The following is a 17249-nucleotide window of genomic DNA, read 5'->3' on the forward strand; positions in this document are numbered from 1 at the left end:
ACCGACGCTCAGTAGCGGCCGGTCACCTTCGCCAGTTCGCGGGCGTAGGTCTTGTAGCCCCGGTCGGTCGGGTGGAACATCTCCAGCTGGTTGTCCAGATCCACCTCGTGCAGCCACGGGTCGTCGGTGCAGACCTCGTGCCCGGCGAACGGCCCCCGCAGGTCGACGAACTTCACGCCCGCCTGGCCGGTGGCCGTGATGATGCCCTGGTTCACCGCGTCCACCGTGCTGGTGAACAGGGCCCGGCGCTCGGCGTTGGGCGTGACGTCACCGCAGCTGTCGGTGCCTTCCGGGTCGACCAGGTGCGGGTAGCCGAGCACGATCACCCGGGCGTTGGGGGCCTTGCCCTTGATCTCGCCGAGCAGCGCCTTCAGATCGTCGACCAGGGTGGTGGACGCGTAGTTGGTGGCCAGCGCGGCCGCGCCCTGGCACTGCGCGTCGGTGCCGCCCAGGCAGGCGTTGAGGGTGGCGCGGAAACCGGCGTCGTTACCGCCCACGGTGAGGGTGACCAGCTTGGTCTTCCGGCTCAGGGCGCCGAGCTGCTCGGCCCGTACCTGCGGGATCCGGTAGCCGCTGCAGGCCACGTCTTTCAGCTTGAGCTTGGGATGCTTGCGCGACCACGTACGCGGGTAGCTCTTCGGGCTGCGCAGGCACTCGCCACTGGCCTCGTCGTACACCGAGGCCCCCACCCCGGAGGCGTAGGAGTCGCCCAGCGCCACGTACTCGCCACGTTGATGCGCCGACGCCGGCGTCGCGCCCAGCATGGTGAGACCCATCACGGCGGCCACCGCGGTCAGAACGATCTTGCGCACGTAGAGACCCCTTCGTCGTGTTACTCGGACGTCAACCATCCTGCCTGCGTCCGATGATCAAAAGGAGCGAAACGGATAAATACCTGGGATGTCTGCCCGATGGCGTCAGGCCGTAAAGTGCGGCAGATGAGCACTCGTCCGGCCGCGGTGGCGGTTCTGCCGGCTGAGCCGGGGGTCTACCGCTTCCGCGACGAGGCCGGGCGCGCCCTCTACATCGGCCGGGCCGGCAACCTTCGCCGCAGGGTCAGCTCGTACTGGGGTGATCTGCGCGACCGGCCCCGTCTTCGGCGAATGGTGCCGCAGGTCGCGGGCATCGAGGCTCTGGTCTGCGCGTCCGAGCACGAGGCGGCCTGGCTGGAGCGCAATCTGCTGGAACACCGCAAGCCCCGGTGGAATCGGGCGCGTGGAGGGCAGGAACTACCGGTTTACATCAGGCTCGACGAGACGCCTGCGGCTCCTCGTCTCGACCCGGTCTTCGGAGTCGAACCCCGCCCAGGGGTGCGTTTCTTCGGCCCCTATCTGGGCTCACGCAAGGTGCGGGCGGCAGTCTCGGCTCTCAACCGCTGCTATCCGCTGGTCTACACGGCGTCTCGGCTAAGGGGAGCGGAGCGTGATCTGGCCGCCACCCGAGGTGTCGATGCGGGTGACCGGGAGCGGTTGGTGGCGAACATCGCGGCAGTGATGGAGCGGTCGGATGAGGCGGTGCCGGCGGCGATGGAACTCTTGCGGGTACGGCGCGACGAGGCCGCGGCCGGATTGCGCTTCGAGATCGCGGCCGCCGTGCAGGACGAGATCGAAGGCCTGACCTGGGTGGTGGCTCCCCAGCGGGCCACCGTCGAAGGCGCCGGAGATCTGAAGATGTCGGTCCGGCAGAGCGGTCTGGCGTTGCATTTAGAGATCAACAATGGACGTTTGCGCCAGTGGAAGCAGGAGGCTCACCTGGGTGCCGATCGAGTTGTCGATGCCCCGGAAGGCTGGGCCGCCTTCCTGGAGCGCAACGCGGTTCTGGCGGCCGAGCTGGGCAGCCCGGTGCGGGCTGCCCAGCCCTGAGACTCAGTTCTTCGGCACGTCGGTCACCGACCAGACCAGCCGGTCGAGCTGCTGGCCGTTCTTGCCCCAGATCGAGGTGCCGGTGAAGGTCAGCCCGTCCTGCACCGGGTAGGTACCGCGCACTCGGATCCGGTCGAAGATCTTGCCGGTCTTGGCGTCGGCCACGGTGATCCGGCCGTGCGCCCGGCCGCCCGAGTTGGCCCGCACGTCGAAGTCGACCTTGCGGCCCTCGATCACGCCGACCCCGTCGATGCCCTGCAGCTTGCCCTTCTTGTAGGTGAAGACGAAGTCACCCGACTCCAGCTCACCGCCGAACCGGTAGGAACGGGTTCCGCTGCGGTCCATCGTCAGGCTGTCGCGCATCTTCGGCGGCTGGGTGGCGTTGACCGTGACCGCGGCCGAGGAAACGTCCTTGGCCCCGTCGGAGTCGGTCACCGTCAGCTTGGCGGTGTACGAGCCTGCCTTGGCGTAGGTGTGATCGACCACCGCGCCGGCGCCCGTTGTCCCGTCTCCGAATTCCCAGGCGTAGGTGGCAATCCCTTCCACGTCCACCGAGCTGTGACCGTCGAAGCGCACCGCCAGCGGTGCGTTTCCGCTGGTCGGATTCACCGTGAAGCCTGCAGTGGGCAGGTCGTTCACCGCGCTGACAGAGAGCTTGACCGTGCCGGTGGCGGTTCCGCCCTTACCGTCCGAGACGGTGTAGGTGAACGAGTCGCTGCCGTTGTAGTCCGGGCTGGGGGCGAAGGTGCACACCCAGGCCGAGGTGCAGGACAGGTCGCCGTGGGCCGGCGTCGAGGTCGACGTGATCGTCACCGGGTCGCCGTCGGGATCGCTGACTTTCGCCTTCAGGTCGACCTGCACCGAGACGTCCTCGGTCGTCTTGACGTCCAGGTCGGGTGCCAGCGGGGAACCGTTGGCACAGTCCAGGACCAGCCAGAGGTCGGTGACCGGCGGCGGGATGGTCATGGTGTACGAGAGCGCGTACGGCAGACTCGGGTCGTCGGCCGAGACGCACCCGGGATGCTGGGCCCGCACCTGGTAGTAGCCGGCCACCACGTCCCAGCCGAAGTAGCCGTTCTCGTTGGTGAGGGACGGGTTCCGCCGGTTGGCCGGCGACATGATCCGCGAGCCGTCCGGCACCACGGTGAACGGGCCGTCATAGTTCTCCGAGCGGTAGAGCGTCACCACCGCGTCCTCCACCGGGTTTCCCTCCGTGTCGACCACGTGGCCGCTCGGGTCGATGTAGACGTCGAACGAGACCGTGGTGGGCGGGCCGTTCGGGCACTCCAGCCGGATCACGAACGTCGCGTACCCGTGCACCGGCTGGATCGGGGCGATAATGGTCGTGTACTCACCGTCCACCCCCTCGGTCAGCGTGCCGGAGAGTCGGACCTCGCTGTCCTGCAGCAGCTCCCAGGTCGCGACCGCGCCCTCGCAGCCGTGGGTGCGTAAGGTCAGAGGCTCGCCCCAGTACACCGTGGGCACGCCCTGCGGGTTCGTCCCGATGTTGGTGATGGTGGTTCCGGCCGGCGGCGGGGCCAGGACGTTGAGCACGATGTCCTGCCCGGTCTGCATTCCGCCCGCTTCCGGAACCGTGACCTGGCGGCCGCCCGGCTCGGCGGTGGAGTTGGCCGGTGGGTAGGCCGAGAGGTAGTAGTCGCCCGGCGCCAGATCGGTGAACGAGTAGGTGCCGGCGCTGTTGGAAGAAGTGGTCTCGCACTGCCCGTCGGACGAATCGTTGCTGGACGAAGGCGTGTTCGATCGGGAGTCGGTACCCGTCGGCCGCCACGAGGGGCAGATCTGCACGAAGCTGTCGGCCAGCACATTGCCCGGCGCGATCGAGTCCTCGTACACAGTGCCGCTGACTCCACCGGTCGCAGCGGCTACCCGCGCGTTCGGTTGCGGCGCCCCGGTGGCCGTGACCACCGGAGTTACGGTGTTGCCGGAAGTGTCTGATGCGCTGGGTGATCCGGCAAATGCTACCGAAGCGCTCAGAGTCAGGGCCAGGCCGCAGGCGGCGACCAGCCCTCCCCGTACGACTCGTGATGCCCGTGTGCGGGCGGTTGTTGACGCCATCTGTTTCTGCTCCCCCGAATGGCGGTAAAGGACGCTGAACCGTAGCGCCGGGAGTTTCGCGGTAGCCGCGTCTTGCCGGAAAGGCTGGCTGAACGGGGGAGCGCCGGAACCTTCAGCGGTGACAAGGCCGGTCCGATGTTCCGACGGGGGAGTTGCGTCGATACTCGGGGGTTCGGTGGTGTCCGCTGACGACGGTCTGGCCAGGCTGCTACGCAGGGAAGAGACGATCAGCGACCTGCTGGCCTTTCTGACCCAGCACGACCCGCAGCCGCTACCGGGCCTGCTGGGCCTGCCGCCGGGTACCTACGAAGTGGCCCGCGAGCGTCCTCTGGGATCGGCCGCGCGCGTGGACCTGCTGGTTCTGGATGCCGAAGGCCAACCGGCCGCGGTGCTCGAGATCAGGGCCGGTGCAACCGAATCCGGCCATCAGCGCGCACGCCTCGAAGCCTGGGCGCCGACCAGCGGACTACCTCTCGAGCGCCTGTTCTTCGTCACCCTCGCCCGCGTCGAAGCGCCCCGCGGCTGGACCTCTCTGGCCCTCGGCGACGTGTTCGCGGCCTGGGAAAGTAGCCCGGAGGCGGGCTGGCTGGCCCAGCGCATCGGCGACGAACTGAAGCTCTGGCAGACCCAGGCCGACGGCCGACTGGGTGAACTGTCCGGCTGGTTCGCCCCCGACCTGCTGCTCCAGCGCCTCGCCACCGAGCTCGACCAGCGCCTCGCCGCCGTTCCCGGCACCGAGACCCGCAGAACCGTGGCCGGAAGCACCAGCGGCGGGCAACCGCAGCTCATCGCCTGGCTCCGCCCGGCCGGATACGACGGACAGATCTGGGCCTCGGTCGAGCTGCGCGCCCAGGGCCGGGCCGAAGCCGGCGGCCAGCCCTGGAGCCTGCGGCCGTGCGTGGATGCCACCGCCGGCCCCGCACCCACCGACCAGATCCTCACCGAGGTGCACCAATCGTCCTTACATCTGCGCGAGCACCTGTCGTTCGACGCCGTCGCCGCCCACCTGCAGGTCCAGGGCCGAGCCGATCTGGCCCACCACCTGCAGCCGGGGCAGTACGGCGGTGACCTCGACACCTTCGACGCGGCCGCCGTCACCCGCTGGTACGAACTGGCCCTCGGCGGCCGTCGCCCCCGCCTTCACCCGTTCTTCTTCCACGACCGCGGCCGCCGCATGGGCACCCAGTTCCGCCTGGCCGTGCACGATCTCGACCGCACCGACCTCGGCGACCTGATCACCATCGTCCTGCAACACCTGAGCGACGGCCTGCACACCTGAGCGGTGGCCGGACCCGGTGCTGGCTGGCGGGCCGTCGAGAGCCCACGCCTGGACCAGTGAGATCAGAGCTTTTGGACGCTAGTGGCGGGCTGGGCGGCAGTGGCCCGAAGGCTGCGGTCGGCGAATTCGATCAGCCACGCGTAACTTTCGTCGATATCGGTGGCAAATTGAAACCCACCGTCGGCCTCCAGGCTCGCGAACCCGTGCATCACACTCCTCAACATGCGCAGGGCGTGGATCTCCTGGGCCGGATCGAGGTCATACCCCCTCAGCACCGCCTTCATCGACTCAAGAACCTTGCCGCGGGCCGCGATCAGCGGATCGTCCGGCCCATTGGTGGGTGCGTTGTTGCCCGCCGCGTACTGGCCCGGGTGTTCCAGGACGAACGTGCGGAACGCCTGGGCAGCGGCGTAGAGGGCGTCTGACCCGGCCCGGCCCTGGGTGGCGTCGCGCAGGGCGGCGCTGAGTTCGTGGCCGGCCTGCACCGCGATGCCGTGCACCAGATCGGCCAGGCCGTTGACGTGCTTGTACAGCGAGGGGCTCTTCACCCCGAGGCGTTCGGCGAGCAGGCCCATGCTCAGCCGGTCCAGCCCCACCTCGTCGGCCAGCTCCGCGCCGGCTGCGATCACCGAGGCACTGGTCAGCCCGGCCCTAGCCACGAGCGAGCGTCCGGGCCAGGAAGGGCAGGCTCAGGTCGAGCACGGCCTGCGAGGAGCTGGTGTGCAGGTAGTGACCGCCGCCCTGGATCATCTCCAGCTGGCCCAGCCCCTCCGGCAGGTCGGCCAGGATCTTCTCGCCCTCGGCGCGGGGGTCGGCCCAGTCCGGGTCTTCGGTGCCGACGAGCACCAGGACGGGGCAGCGCACGTTGGCCAGCTGGGCGCCCGCATCGCCCGGGCTGGTCATCCCCATCGCCTTCAGCACCTTCATCCGGCCCGGCTCGCTCATCTTGGCCTCGATCCGGCCCAGCTCGGCGTCCCAGTCGGCCGGTTTGGCCGGGTTCGCCACGTCGAGGTACCGCTTCCAAGCCTTCACGTTGCCCAGCATGGCAGCGCGCCCCAGATGCAGCGTGCCGGTGCGGTAGAGCTTGTTCTTGAACAGCCCGCCGACGTCGAAGCTCTGCGCCCGGGTGAAGGGAGCCACCTCGACCAGCCCGCGGATCAGGTCGGGGGCGGTGGCGGCGGCCACCGTCGCGGCGCCGCCACTGATCGAGTGCCCCATGATCACGGCCGGCCCACCCAGGTGCCGGATCAGGGCCACCAGGTCACCGGCGATCTCGGTGCGGCTGTACCCGTCCCAGCCCAGGCTGGAGTCGCCGCAACCCCGCAGGTCGACGCTGGCCACGCGGTAGCCGGCGGCGGCCAGGGCGGGAGCGATGAAGCGGTAGGAGTGCCGGCTGTCGCCGATCCCGTGGGCGAGCACCACCAGGGGGCCTTCGCCGATCAGGTCGTAGGCGATGGTGTTGGCGCCGATGCTCAGGTGCTCGGTCATGATCCCGGTCCTCCGTGACGTTGGTTAACTGTGTTAGCTAAAAGCTACGCCGATTAGCTTTGGTCGTCAAGGGCCAGTCCAAGGATCGAGGCCCACGCCTCAGGTGCGGGCGTCGTAGTCGGCCCGCGCCGACGCGATCGCCGCGCGGTTAGCCAGGGACCAGTCGGTCAGGGCCCTGATCAGGTGGGTCAGGCCGGCGCCGGTTTCGGTGAGGCGGTAGTCGACCTGGGCCGGCACGGTGGGGTAGACGGTGCGCTGGACCAGGCCGTCGCGTTCCAGGCGCCGCACGGTCAGGGTGAGCATCCGCTGGGATATGCCGTCGATCGCCCGCTCCAGCTCTCGGAACCGGCGGGGGCCGGAGGCCAGTTCGACGACGACCAGGACCGACCACTTGTCGCCGAAGCGGTCCAGCACGTCGCGGATGCCGCAGTCGGGGTGATCGGCCTTCCCGCACGGCTCCAGCTCGGCCGTCGGCTCACTGACCTGCAGGCTTACCGCGGTGTTCGTCGCTGACACGAAAGTGCCTCCTTGTGGCGTCCGGCCCTGGGCCACAGATTCGGTTCCGGTGACCGATCCGGGTCACCCACCAGGAACCACGGTTGGGGCCATCTTGATCCTCATCACTGGCGCGGGCGGCCAGCTCGCCCGCCGCATCGTCGCTCATCTCCGCACGGCCGGCGCGCAGGTGGTGCCCGGCAGCCGGAATCCGGCCGAGGGAGGTCGCCGGCTGGACTTCGACCTTCCCGAGACCATCGACCTCACCGACGTCTCCACTTTGGTTCTTGTCTCCGCCGGATATGCCGAGGACGACATCGTTACCCAGCGCCACGCGTCCGTAATTGAAGCTGCCCGCCGCCACGGCGTGAAGCACGTGGTTTACACCAGCCTGGTCGGTGCGGGGGATCACCTGGCGTTCGCGCTGGCGCATCGCGCCACCGAGCGCCTGCTCCGCGACAGCGGGCTGAGTTGGACGATTCTGCGCAACGGGCTGTATGCGGAGCTGATCGGCGGGTTGCTGGCGTGGGAGCAGGGGGTGCTGGTGTCGCCTTTCAACAATGGACGGGTGGCGGCACCGACCCGAGAGGACCTCGCGGTTGCGGCGGCCCGGGTGGCGATCAGGGCAGAAGATCACGTCGGCCGGGTCTATGAGCTGACCGGTGTTCCTTTCAGTACGGCTGACATTGCCGCCGAGCTCGGTGTCGAGGTGCTCGGGCTGAGCCTGGGGGAGTACCGGGACCGGTTGCTGAGCAGTCCGGACCTGTTGCCTTTCCAGCCGCCGATGCTGGCCGGGATCGCCTCGTCGGTGCGGCACGACTTTCTGGGCCAGCACGGGCCTGACCTGGAGGTGCTTCTAGGCCGGACTCCGGCTCCGGGTCTACCGGTGGCCGCACGGACTGCTCGCGCGGCGCTACCTGCTAACCGTGCGCAAGACGGGGCTGCCCGTAGTCTTGGGGGGTGAGCTATTCCGAGCCTCAATTGGTCCGGCTGCGACTGCCGTCCCGTCTGCACCCCGTCTACCTCATCCGTCACCTCGGCCGGGAGGTCGAGGGATACCCGGGGGCAGATCAGTTGGAAACCTTCGAAGGGAAGCTTCTGGGGTCTGACAGCCCGGGTCTCCTGCTGAGACATCTCGGCCTGTCCGACCAGCCCCAGGTGCGCATGCTCAGCCTCGACCTGCGCCGGGCCCGGCGTGGGCTGGGCCGGCCGAGCCCGCGGTGGTCGCGGGTGGTCCGGGCCACGCTGACCGACGCCGACGACCTGTTCTTCGACGCTGCCGCTTCCCTCTCCGACCAGGCCATGGCCGATGCCACCAGTGGCGACACCCCTTTCCACCGCACCCACCAATACCTGTGGGGCCGCGCCGACACGCTGTTGCCGGCCACCGAGCGGCTGCGGTTGTGGGACGCACACCTGGAATGGCTTCAGGATTCCATTACGGTGCGGCACCGCGTCGGTGTCTGAGTAAGTCCTAAGCCCAGAATTCGAACGACATCAAAGCCTGTCGGCGGCGGTAATGTGCTGCCGCCGGCAGGCGCTATGCTGGCGCGCGGTCATGAATGCATTGCGGTGTATTCACCCCGGTAAAGCTCCGTCTGCAGGCGCCCAGGAAGGGCGCCGATGTCGTGGAATCCGAAGCGAAACCTTCGGTGAATCGAACCGGCGGCCCAGGACGAGGCCGACGGTCTCGTATGGGCTTAAGGGGAAAGATGAACATCGTCGTCACCGAATCGCTGCGTCAGGCGGCTCAGGTGCAGACCAGGGCCGCCAGTGCGGTCGGGCCGCAGGTCAGCGAGGCTGCGCGGCGTCTGGCCGAGTGCCTGCAGGCCGACCGGCGGGTGTACGTGATCGGCAACGGCGGCTCGGCGGCCGACGCCCAGCATTTCGCGGCGGAATTCACCGGTAAATATCTGCGCCCCCGACTGCCGCTCCCGGTGCTGGCCCTGACCACCGACACCAGTGCCCTCACCTGTATCGGTAACGACTACGGCTACGATGCGGTCTTCTCCCGGCAGGTCGAGGCCTTCGCCCGGCCCGGTGACATTCTCTTTGCGATCAGCACCAGCGGAAACTCGGTGAACGTGATCGAGGCCGCCCGCAGCGCCCGGCGCAAGGGTGTTTCGGTGATCGGAATGACCGGTCGGGCAGCCGCCGGTCTGGACGCTTTCTGCGATCTGGTGCTCAAGGTCCCTTCACCGGTGACCGCGCGGGTCCAGGAATGCCAGATGACGATTCTGCACATCATCTGCGACCTCACCGAACGTATTCTGCTCGACTCCCGTCGGCCCGCCCCGAAAAACCCGGGTGTGCTTCCGCCCGCGCTGTTGTCGTTGCGGCAGGAATGGCGGCGTCAGGGCCTCACCGTGGTCTCTACCAACGGCTGCTTCGATGTGCTGCACGCCGGTCACCTCGACTCGCTCGACCGGGCCGCTGCCCTGGGCGACGTGCTCGTGGTGCTGCTGAACTCGGACGAGTCGGTGCGGCGGGCCAAGGGGCCTGCCCGCCCGGTGAACCCGCAGCAGGCCCGGGCCCGGCTGCTGCAGGCCCTGACCCCGGTCGCCTACGTGTGCGTGTTCGACCAGGACAACCCGGCTGCGGCCCTGGCTGAGCTGCGGCCAGACGTGCACTGCAAGGGCGAGGAGTACGCCGCCGGCCAGCCGGTGCCCGAGCGTGAGGTGGTGGAGCGCTTCGGCGGCCGCATGGAGTTCCTGCCCCGCACCGTCGACGTCTCCACCACCCAGATCCTCGATCGCCTCGAGGTGGTCTGAATGCCCCACCGGGCGCTGGTGGTGGGCGATCTGATGCTCGACGTGTTCAGCGAGGGTCACGCCGGGCGTCTCTCGCCCGAAGCGCCGGTGCCGGTGGTGCTGCAGAGCACCCGCGTCTACACGCCCGGCGGGGCCGGCAACGCGGCCGCGAACCTGGCCGCGCTGGGAGACGAGGTCACTCTGGTGGCTGCCGTCGGTGACGATCCCGAGGGCCTCCGGCTGCGGGCCGGCCTGAACGCCGCCGGGGTGAAAGACCAGGCCCTGATCACCGGTAATGGCCCGACCACCTACAAACACCGGGTGATCGCCAACGGCCAGCAGGTGGTCCGCCTCGATGTCGAGCAGCCCGCCGAACCCGAGCTGACCGCAGCCTGCCTGGATCAGGTGCGCCGCAGCATCGGCGCGGTCGACGTGGTGCTGATCTCCGACTACGCCAAGGGCCTGTGCACCCCCGAGGTGTGCGCCGAGGTCATCCGCCTGGCCCGGGCCCTGCGCATCCCCGTGGTGGTCGACCCGAAAGGTGTTGACTACAGCCGTTATCGCGGAGCCAAGCTGATCACCCCGAACCTTGCCGAGCTGAACCAGGCAACGCCTGCCAACCTGAGCACCCTCCAGCAGAAGGCCCTCGCCCTGGTCGACAGCCTCGGCAGCGCGGTGCTGGTCACCCGCAGCGCCGACGGGATGTCCCTGTTCGACGGGCACTTTCCGGAACTGCACCTCCCAACCCAGGCCCGCACCGTCCTGGACGTCACCGGCGCCGGTGACACCGTCGCGTCCATTGTTGGTGCTCTTCTGGGCCGGGGAGCGCCCCTGAAAGACGCCTGTCGCGTGGCCAATGCCTGCGCCGGCGTGGTGGTGGGGCGCCGGGGCACGAGCCCTATCACTTCGGGGGAGCTGCTCGAGGTGTGGGAGGCCGAACTGCCCTCAGAGGCAGGTGTGAAAATTCCGGCCAAGTCATGACAACCTACTCCCGGCAACCCGCGTTGCCAGTAGCGGGCCGGGAAAGTCCTGGCCCTATCGGAGGGGAAAACCTGTCATGCGTCGAGTTCTGACCGCCGTCGGCATCACCGCAGCTCTGCTCGTGGGTGGGGCCGTGGCCGCCGATGCCGCTCCCAAGAACAAGCCCTGCGTCACCACCACCGAGTTCGGCAAGGTGAAGGTCGGCCAGTCCAAGGCCAAGGTGGCCAAGATCTTCGGCACCAAGGGCAAGCGCGACTCGATCGGCCCCGACGGCCACGGCTACACCAACGAGGTGCGCCAGTACAAGGCCTGCAAGGCCCCCGGCGCCATCGTCACCGTGACGTTCGCGTCCGGCGCCGACCTGCCCGCCACGAAGGTCGGCTGGGCCAACAGCAAGTCCTGGGTCGAGGGCTGGACCCAGTAACCAACTGCTCGTCGTGGCCGTCGGATCCCGCGTGGATCCGACGGCCACACCGGCATTCAGTTGCCGGCCGGAGACTGGTCCCCGGCCCGGGCCGCCTCCAGCAGACGCAGCCAGACCTCGCTGACGGTGGGGAAGGCGGGCACGGCGTGCCACAGGCGGTCGAGGGGCACCTCGCCGACGATCGCGATCGTGGCCGCGTGGATCAGTTCCCCCACGTCCGGGCCCACCAAGGTGAAGCCCACGATCACCTGGCGGTCTTCGTCCACGACCATGCGGGCCTGCCCGCGGTAGCCCTCGGAGTGCAGCGCAGCCCCGGCCACGGCGGCGAGGTCGTAGTCCACCACACGCACGGCCAGTCCAGCGGCGGCCGCGGCTGCGGCAGTCAGCCCGACCGCGGCAACCTCGGGCGAGGTGAAAATGACCTGGGGAACGGCGCGTTCATCGGCGGTCAGGGCGTGTCGGCCCCAGGGGCGGTAGTCGAGTGGCTCTTCCGCGGCTCGGGCAGCGAGTGCGTCGCCCAGCGCTCGGGCCTGGTACTTGCCCTGGTGGGTCAGGAGCACGCGGTGGTTCACGTCGCCGGCTGCGTAGAGCCAGTCCACCGGGGTTCCATCAGCGTCGAGCACGCGCAGCGTGTCGTCCACCGCGAGCCAGTCGCCCGGCGTCAGGCCGATCCGGTCCAACCCCAGGTCGTGGGTGTTCGGCTCGCGGCCGGTGGCTACCAGAAGCTCGTCGAATGCGATGGTTTCGCCGTCGACCAGAGTGAGGTGCAGCAGGCCCTCACCGGATCGGTGCACGTTCGCGACCTGAGCTCCCACTCGCACGGTGACTCCGGCTGCGCGCAGAGATTCGGTGACCAGTTGGCCGGCGAACGGTTCGACCGCCGGCAGGATCCCGTCCCGGGCGAGCACGGTCACTGAAGACCCCAGTTCAGCGAACGCAGTGGCCATTTCGCTGGCCACGACTCCGCCGCCGATGATGGCCAGGTTCTTCGGGAGGCGCTGGGTGGCCGTTGCTTCCCGGCTTGTCCACGGCCTGGCCTCGCGGAGCCCCGAGATCTCAGGAACCAGGGCGCTGCTGCCGGTGGCGATGACCACGGCGTGCCGGGCCGTCAGCGTGATCGTCGAGTCGACCTCGACCACGCGCGGCGAGACGATGCGGCCCTGCCCCCGGAACAGTTCGATCCCGGCCTGCTCGAGCCAGGACGCCTGCCCGTCGTCTTTCCAGTCGGAGGCAAAGGCGTTTCGCCGCTGCAGCACGGCCGCCGGATCCAGGGCGCCGGTCACCGCTTCACGAGCGCCGGGCACCTGACGGGCCGTGCGTAGCGCGGCGGCGCTGCGCAGCAGAGCCTTGGTGGGCATGCAGGCCCAGTAGGAGCATTCGCCTCCCACCAGTTCGCGTTCGACGATGGCGACGCTCAGCCCGCCCTGCCGGGCTCGGTCGGCGACGTTCTCTCCGACCGGGCCGGCGCCGATCACGATCAGGTCGTAAGTGTGTGTGCTCATGTCACTTTCCCTTCGAGGCGCTGCGCAGCCGCAGGGCGGAGACCAGGAAGAAGACGCCGCCGGGGATGGCGTAACCAGCGGCACCGGCCAGGGTGGGGTCGTCGGCCCCGGCGCCCGCGATGAACGAGGCCCCGGCCAGCACGGAGATCGCGCCGCTCAGGATGAGGGGCCACTGGCCGCCCATGGCCCGACGGCTCAGGGATACGGCCAACTGCACGGCTCCCGCCACGATTGCCCAGGTACCCCAGACGCGCAGGACATCCGGGATGCCGGAGGTGGCGGCGACGGCCACCGCGATTGCGGTGATCGAGCTGACCGCCATGTTCACGTACAGGCCCACGACCGATCCGGTGCGGTGGGACGAGCGGGCGTCGACGACGGCGGCACCGACATCGAACAGCGGGTAGATCACGAGCAGGGTGCCGGCCAGGACCCCGAGGTCCTTGGCGGTGGTGAACAGGGCAAGTGCCCAGGCGATGGCGAACGCGAACCGGACGAAGTACAGGCGTTGCAGGGTGTCGGCCACTGCGGTTGTGGTGGTCGTGGTCATGGCGGGTGTCTCCTCCTCGGAATGCAAGAACGAACGTTCTTCCCACCGAAGAGTTGCGCACGTCGGCTCGCAAAGTCAAGAACGAACGTTCTTCCTACTAGAATGGCGGCATGAGCCCGACGACCCGCCCCTCCGAGGCCCGCGACCGCCTGCTGAGCACAGCGAGCGCGATCTGGTACGCGGAGGGCATCCACGCCGTCGGGGTCGACCGGCTCGTGGCGGAGGCCCAGGTCACTCGGGCGACCTTCTACCGGCACTTCCCCAGCAAAGAAGACCTGGTGGTGGCCTATCTGCGGGCGGCCGACCGGGGTCTGCGGGAGCAGGTCGAGCAGGCGATCGACGGGCTGGAGCCGGCCCCGGCACTGCAAACGATCGCGCAGGGCATTGCCGCCGGAATCGAGTCCGAAGGCTTCCGCGGCTGCGCCTTCCTGAACGCCGCAGCCGAGTACCCGGACCAGGACAACCCCGTGCACCAGGTCGTCCTCGAACACCGGGCCTGGTTCCTCGACACGCTGACCAGCCTGTTCACCCAGATCAGCACCAAGCCTGACGCCGCCGCCCGGCACTACGCGATGCTGCGCGACGGCGCCATGGCGGCCGGCTGCCTCTTCGACCCGGCCCTGGTCAACGAGACCTTCCTGCGGGGAGTCGAAGGTCTGCTGCAGGCTCAGGTGGCCGCCGCTGAGTAGGCTGCCCGGATGCGGTGGCGCCCGGGGCGAGAACGCCGCCCGGCACCATCTGGGCGGTTGATCCGGGGTTACCCCGGGCTCGGCACCACATCCTCGGCACCGCGCCGCACGTGCGCCGCAGCGCTTCGCGCAGCAAGGCACGCGCACTACAGGACAGGTCGTCGTCGGGCGTCACCGCTGTGAACTCATCCCGCCGCCGCGCCCTGGCCCGTGCCCTGGGCAATGCCTTCCTGACAGCCGACGACTGGACTGTCCGGCCATTGGTGGCCAGTGCCGAGGCGGCAATCGGCTCACGACCGCGCTGGCTGTTCCGGTTGGCCCGCGAGGTTCTGGCGGCCTATCCGCGTCGGCCGGCGGACCGGCCCCGCGAATTCGCCCGATTCATCGAGCTCAGCCCGATCCTGCAGCGAGCCATCGCCCGGGCACTGGCTTCCGGCCAGCCCCTCCGCGTAGTCAGCATCCCGCCGGCGCGCACCCGGATGGCCCCGAGCCGCCCCTGGCCGGTCCCCGAACTGCACGACGCCAACGACCTGGCCGAACTGCTGGAAACTGAACACCTGGAATGGTTCGCCGACGTCTCGTTCAGACAGCGGCGCGCAAAGCCGGGACCGCTGCACCATTACCGCTACCTCTGGACAATCGCTGCCTCAGGACGTCCTCGGCTGCTGGAAGCCCCACTCCCGCGCCTGAAAAGAATCCAGCGCACCCTGCTGGAGCAGGTCCTGGCCCCGATCCCCGTGCACCCCGCCGCCCACGGCTTCGCCCCCGGCCGCAGTGCCATCACCGGCGCCCGCCTTCACACCGGCGCCCCGACAGTGGTCAACCTGGACCTGGCCTCCTTCTTCACCACCGTCAGCGCAGGCCGCATCTACGGCATCTTCCGCACGGCCGGCTACCCAGAACCAGTGGCCCACCTGCTCACCGGCCTGTGCACCACGCGTTCCCCGGTTCGAGTCATCTCGGCCATGCCCCGCAGCACGGGCGACCACAACGAGATCCGATCCCGCCTGCGCAGCCCCCATCTGCCCCAGGGCGCACCCACTTCACCAGCGCTCGCCAACCTGGCCGCGCTGGCACTGGACCGTCGGCTGGCAGGCCTCGCCGCGTCCATTGGTCTGACCTACACCCGCTACGCCGACGACCTCACCTTCTCCGGTGATCTGAGCGACCGCGCGGCCATACGGCTGATCGGCGGTGTCGAAAGGATCGTCCGAGCGGAAGGATTCTCGGTGCAGCCGGCCAAGACCCGCGTACGGCATGCCTTTCAACGGCAGGTGGTCAACGGCATCGTTGTCAACGAACGCCCCAATCTGACCCGGGCCGAGTACGACCAGCTGAAGGCCCTGCTGCACAATGCGGTTCGCCTCGGCCCGGACAGTCAGAACCGCGACCAGCACGGCGACTTCCGGGCTCATCTGCTGGGTCGTATCGCCTGGGCAACGCAGCTCCACCCGGAACGCGGGCAGCGCCTGCGGGCGGCCTTCGACCGGATCGAATGGCCGGCGGACCAGCTGAATCGGGTCACTGCGTCCCGCAGTACGTCGGCGGCTGCCGCGCGGGAGTGATCCGCTCGATCTCCCAGAAGTAGCTCCAGATGGGCGCGGCTGAGTAGGCGGCCCTGTGGGGCTGCATCCGGCCGATCGTGCCGACCGTCAGGGTGTGGGGTCTAGCACTTGTGATTGCTTGGACGATCCGTAACGGATCCTGGCTTCAAAGTTATAGATCGTGCGACCCAAGTAGACAGGCAATCCGATCCTGGCCGCGAATACACAAAGCATCCGAGTTTGCGCTTGCGGTAACGAGTGGATCGGGTGGCCAGGGCGCCGCGCGTCGACACCCCACCGCGCGACGCCACACGTGGCGGGACGCGGATGGGAGAACGACTTGTTCGTCGTGAGCGGGATCGCGTCGAGTCGCTGGCCGGCCGGGCCCGGGGGATGCTTCACGAAGGTTCCGACCCGATCACCGGAGGTACTGATGAAGGCGTTCCTCACCAAGCGACTGCGCACCTGGCTGTTGCTCACCGTTGCCGTCCCCGCGGGCGCAGCGGCTGCGCGGGCCGTGGCGCACCGCATCGAGAAGCGCAATGGCCCCACGCCGGTGTCGCGCGGGCTGATGTCGGTGAGCAACCTGGTGGTGCGGCGGGGCGGCAAGAGCCAGGACGTGTCGGTGGGTGGGCAGGCCGAGGTCAGCCCGGGCAGCCGACGCCGCTGAGCGCTTGTCATCGGATCGGGCACCCTGCACAATGAGGCGCGAGGGTGCTCGACACCCGTGTCTTCGATGGCTCCCGGTGTGCCGAAAAACGCCGATCCGATGCAGAATGCACCAAGCCTTTCCGTTCTGAGTCTGCAGTTCGAGGTCGCGGAAGAAAGCAGCCCCGACTGGCCCGACCTGGTGATCCGGGTCGATGGGCGAGATCCGTTCGAGGGATCCAGATCAGGCTGGCGCGGGTTCGATCCCTCCAGCATGCTGGGTGAGGATTGTCCGCTCATTCCAACCAGTTCCGGTCGCCGCGTGGCGGTCGTCCGCTGCGGGTGTGGCGAAGCCGGGTGCGGGTCGCTCGCGCCGCTGATCGTGGCCTCTGTTGATGGCCGGCGCATCTCCTGGCTGGACTTTCGCGACTACGTGGGCGTCTTCGCCGGCCCAGTCGTGGACGAAGAGATCAAGCCCGACTGGGGACGGCCGAAAGACCTTCCTGATCTGCACTTCGACCGCGACCAGTACCTTGCCGAGGTCGAGCGGGTGCGGTGGGACCGGGGCTGGGAGACGCCGCGCAGACGGGTGGCCCGGCTGGTCGGAGAACGCCTGCTCCCTCTGAATCTGGTGTTGCCGCCGAATCTTCCCTTCCATGGGGCCGGTGCCGCCTGGCCCGACAATCAAGGCGTGGTCATCTCTTTCGCGCTCTGGGGCGAGGGAGCCGAAGAGCAGCAGTTCAGTCAGAAGCTCCTCAAACTCCGAAGCGACCTGGCTGAGCCCGAGGCCGCGGCCGAGGAGATGGTGCAGGCACTGCTGGCGGTCCCGCCCGAGCGCTGGTCCGAGACCTTCGGCTACCGCCCGTGAAGCCCTGACGCTGCACTCCCGGGCAATCCCGAAAGGGCAGTGTTCGGCAATCGCTCCTCCCGTGTACCCGTCTTCCTGCTATCGCTAGTGGCC

General features: G+C 68.8%; 18 protein-coding genes. 11 read left to right on the plus strand and 7 right to left on the minus strand.

The window, feature by feature from the left end:
* Window positions 1-8: 8 nt before the first annotated feature.
* Window positions 9-812, minus strand: coding sequence for an SGNH/GDSL hydrolase family protein (locus QSK18_RS13375; protein ID WP_232812321.1), 804 nt, complete (start codon window positions 810-812; stop codon window positions 9-11).
* A 126-nt stretch (window positions 813-938) separates the two neighbouring features.
* Between QSK18_RS13375 and QSK18_RS13380 the strand changes: the two genes are divergently transcribed.
* On the plus strand, window positions 939-1862 hold the full coding sequence (locus tag QSK18_RS13380; RefSeq protein ID WP_285619204.1) for a GIY-YIG nuclease family protein: 924 nt from the start codon (window positions 939-941) through the stop codon (window positions 1860-1862).
* Between the two features lie 3 nt (window positions 1863-1865).
* Here QSK18_RS13380 and QSK18_RS13385 read toward each other — a convergent pair whose 3' ends face one another.
* Window positions 1866-3788 (minus strand): Ig-like domain-containing protein, encoded by a 1923-nt coding sequence (locus QSK18_RS13385; RefSeq protein ID WP_285619211.1) that lies wholly within the window; start codon window positions 3786-3788, stop codon window positions 1866-1868.
* Window positions 3789-4116: 328 nt separating this feature from the next.
* On the opposite strand from QSK18_RS13385, the gene QSK18_RS13390 reads away from it, so the two are divergent.
* Entirely contained in the window at window positions 4117-5217 is a 1101-nt protein-coding gene (locus tag QSK18_RS13390) for a hypothetical protein (RefSeq protein WP_285619213.1), read from the plus strand.
* A 62-nt stretch (window positions 5218-5279) separates the two neighbouring features.
* On the opposite strand, the gene QSK18_RS13395 is transcribed toward QSK18_RS13390, so the two are convergent.
* From QSK18_RS13395 to QSK18_RS13405, 3 genes are all read right to left on the minus strand, one after another.
* Window positions 5280-5876, minus strand: a complete 597-nt coding sequence (locus QSK18_RS13395) for a TetR/AcrR family transcriptional regulator (protein WP_285619215.1) — start codon at window positions 5874-5876, stop codon at window positions 5280-5282.
* Window positions 5869-6705: an alpha/beta fold hydrolase gene (locus QSK18_RS13400; RefSeq protein WP_232812326.1), complete on the minus strand. Its 837-nt coding sequence runs from the start codon at window positions 6703-6705 to the stop codon at window positions 5869-5871. Before QSK18_RS13400 ends, QSK18_RS13395 begins: the two co-directional genes overlap by 8 nt.
* A 99-nt stretch (window positions 6706-6804) precedes the next feature.
* A complete protein-coding gene (locus QSK18_RS13405) occupies window positions 6805-7221 on the minus strand; it encodes a winged helix-turn-helix transcriptional regulator (RefSeq protein WP_285619217.1) in 417 nt (138 codons plus the stop codon).
* A gap of 94 nt (window positions 7222-7315) precedes the next feature.
* Between QSK18_RS13405 and QSK18_RS13410 the strand changes: the two genes are divergently transcribed.
* The 5 genes from QSK18_RS13410 (at window position 7316) to QSK18_RS13430 (ending at window position 11355) form a co-directional block, all read left to right on the plus strand.
* Window positions 7316-8164 carry an NAD(P)H-binding protein gene (locus QSK18_RS13410; RefSeq protein ID WP_232812328.1) on the plus strand — a complete coding sequence of 283 codons (849 nt, stop codon included), beginning with the start codon at window positions 7316-7318 and terminating at the stop codon, window positions 8162-8164.
* Complete coding sequence (locus QSK18_RS13415; RefSeq protein WP_232812329.1) at window positions 8161-8667, plus strand: hypothetical protein; 507 nt, start codon at window positions 8161-8163, stop codon at window positions 8665-8667. Before QSK18_RS13410 ends, QSK18_RS13415 begins: the two co-directional genes overlap by 4 nt.
* Window positions 8668-8912: 245 nt before the next feature.
* Window positions 8913-9971 carry an SIS domain-containing protein gene (locus QSK18_RS13420; RefSeq protein ID WP_232812330.1) on the plus strand — a complete coding sequence of 353 codons (1059 nt, stop codon included), beginning with the start codon at window positions 8913-8915 and terminating at the stop codon, window positions 9969-9971.
* Complete coding sequence (locus QSK18_RS13425; protein ID WP_285619219.1) at window positions 9972-10931, plus strand: bifunctional heptose 7-phosphate kinase/heptose 1-phosphate adenyltransferase; 960 nt, start codon at window positions 9972-9974, stop codon at window positions 10929-10931. It abuts the gene before it with no gap.
* A gap of 76 nt (window positions 10932-11007) precedes the next feature.
* On the plus strand, window positions 11008-11355 hold the full coding sequence (locus tag QSK18_RS13430; protein ID WP_232812332.1) for a hypothetical protein: 348 nt from the start codon (window positions 11008-11010) through the stop codon (window positions 11353-11355).
* 56 nt (window positions 11356-11411) lie between these two features.
* Here QSK18_RS13430 and QSK18_RS13435 read toward each other — a convergent pair whose 3' ends face one another.
* Both QSK18_RS13435 and QSK18_RS13440 read right to left on the minus strand, forming a co-directional pair.
* The gene (locus tag QSK18_RS13435; RefSeq protein WP_285619222.1) at window positions 11412-12857 is read right to left on the minus strand and encodes a dihydrolipoyl dehydrogenase family protein; all 1446 of its coding nucleotides are present in this window, start codon (window positions 12855-12857) and stop codon (window positions 11412-11414) included.
* 1 nt (window position 12858) lies between these two features.
* A complete protein-coding gene (locus tag QSK18_RS13440; RefSeq protein WP_285619223.1) occupies window positions 12859-13407 on the minus strand; it encodes a hypothetical protein in 549 nt (182 codons plus the stop codon).
* 110 nt (window positions 13408-13517) lie between these two features.
* Here QSK18_RS13440 and QSK18_RS13445 point away from each other — a divergent pair, with 110 nt between their 5' ends.
* The 4 genes from QSK18_RS13445 (at window position 13518) to QSK18_RS13460 (ending at window position 17156) form a co-directional block, all read left to right on the plus strand.
* Window positions 13518-14096 (plus strand): TetR/AcrR family transcriptional regulator, encoded by a 579-nt coding sequence (locus QSK18_RS13445; RefSeq protein WP_285619225.1) that lies wholly within the window; start codon window positions 13518-13520, stop codon window positions 14094-14096.
* Between the two features lie 179 nt (window positions 14097-14275).
* Window positions 14276-15661 carry a reverse transcriptase family protein gene (locus tag QSK18_RS13450; RefSeq protein WP_285619227.1) on the plus strand — a complete coding sequence of 462 codons (1386 nt, stop codon included), beginning with the start codon at window positions 14276-14278 and terminating at the stop codon, window positions 15659-15661.
* Window positions 15662-16073: 412 nt separating this feature from the next.
* A complete protein-coding gene (locus QSK18_RS13455) occupies window positions 16074-16310 on the plus strand; it encodes a hypothetical protein (protein WP_232812338.1) in 237 nt (78 codons plus the stop codon).
* A 57-nt stretch (window positions 16311-16367) separates the two neighbouring features.
* A complete protein-coding gene (locus QSK18_RS13460; protein WP_285619230.1) occupies window positions 16368-17156 on the plus strand; it encodes a hypothetical protein in 789 nt (262 codons plus the stop codon).
* Window positions 17157-17249: the final 93 nt, after the last annotated feature.

It is taken from the genome of Kineosporia sp. NBRC 101677 (assembly GCF_030269265.1).
Classification (GTDB): Bacteria; Actinomycetota; Actinomycetes; order Actinomycetales; family Kineosporiaceae; genus Kineosporia; species Kineosporia rhizophila.

Bases quoted from the DNA above. Each gene is read 5' to 3' on its own strand.
- QSK18_RS13380 (WP_285619204.1), top strand. From the start codon at position 939: ATGAGCACTCGTCCGGCCGCGGTGGCGGTTCTGCCGGCTGAGCCGGGG.
- QSK18_RS13400 (WP_232812326.1), bottom strand. From the start codon at position 6,705: ATGACCGAGCACCTGAGCATCGGCGCCAACACCATCGCCTACGACCTG.
- QSK18_RS13420 (WP_232812330.1), top strand. From the start codon at position 8,913: ATGAACATCGTCGTCACCGAATCGCTGCGTCAGGCGGCTCAGGTGCAG.
- QSK18_RS13425 (WP_285619219.1), top strand. From the start codon at position 9,972: ATGCCCCACCGGGCGCTGGTGGTGGGCGATCTGATGCTCGACGTGTTC.
- QSK18_RS13430 (WP_232812332.1), top strand. From the start codon at position 11,008: ATGCGTCGAGTTCTGACCGCCGTCGGCATCACCGCAGCTCTGCTCGTG.
- QSK18_RS13435 (WP_285619222.1), bottom strand. From the start codon at position 12,857: ATGAGCACACACACTTACGACCTGATCGTGATCGGCGCCGGCCCGGTC.
- QSK18_RS13440 (WP_285619223.1), bottom strand. From the start codon at position 13,407: ATGACCACGACCACCACAACCGCAGTGGCCGACACCCTGCAACGCCTG.
- QSK18_RS13445 (WP_285619225.1), top strand. From the start codon at position 13,518: ATGAGCCCGACGACCCGCCCCTCCGAGGCCCGCGACCGCCTGCTGAGC.
- QSK18_RS13455 (WP_232812338.1), top strand. From the start codon at position 16,074: ATGAAGGCGTTCCTCACCAAGCGACTGCGCACCTGGCTGTTGCTCACC.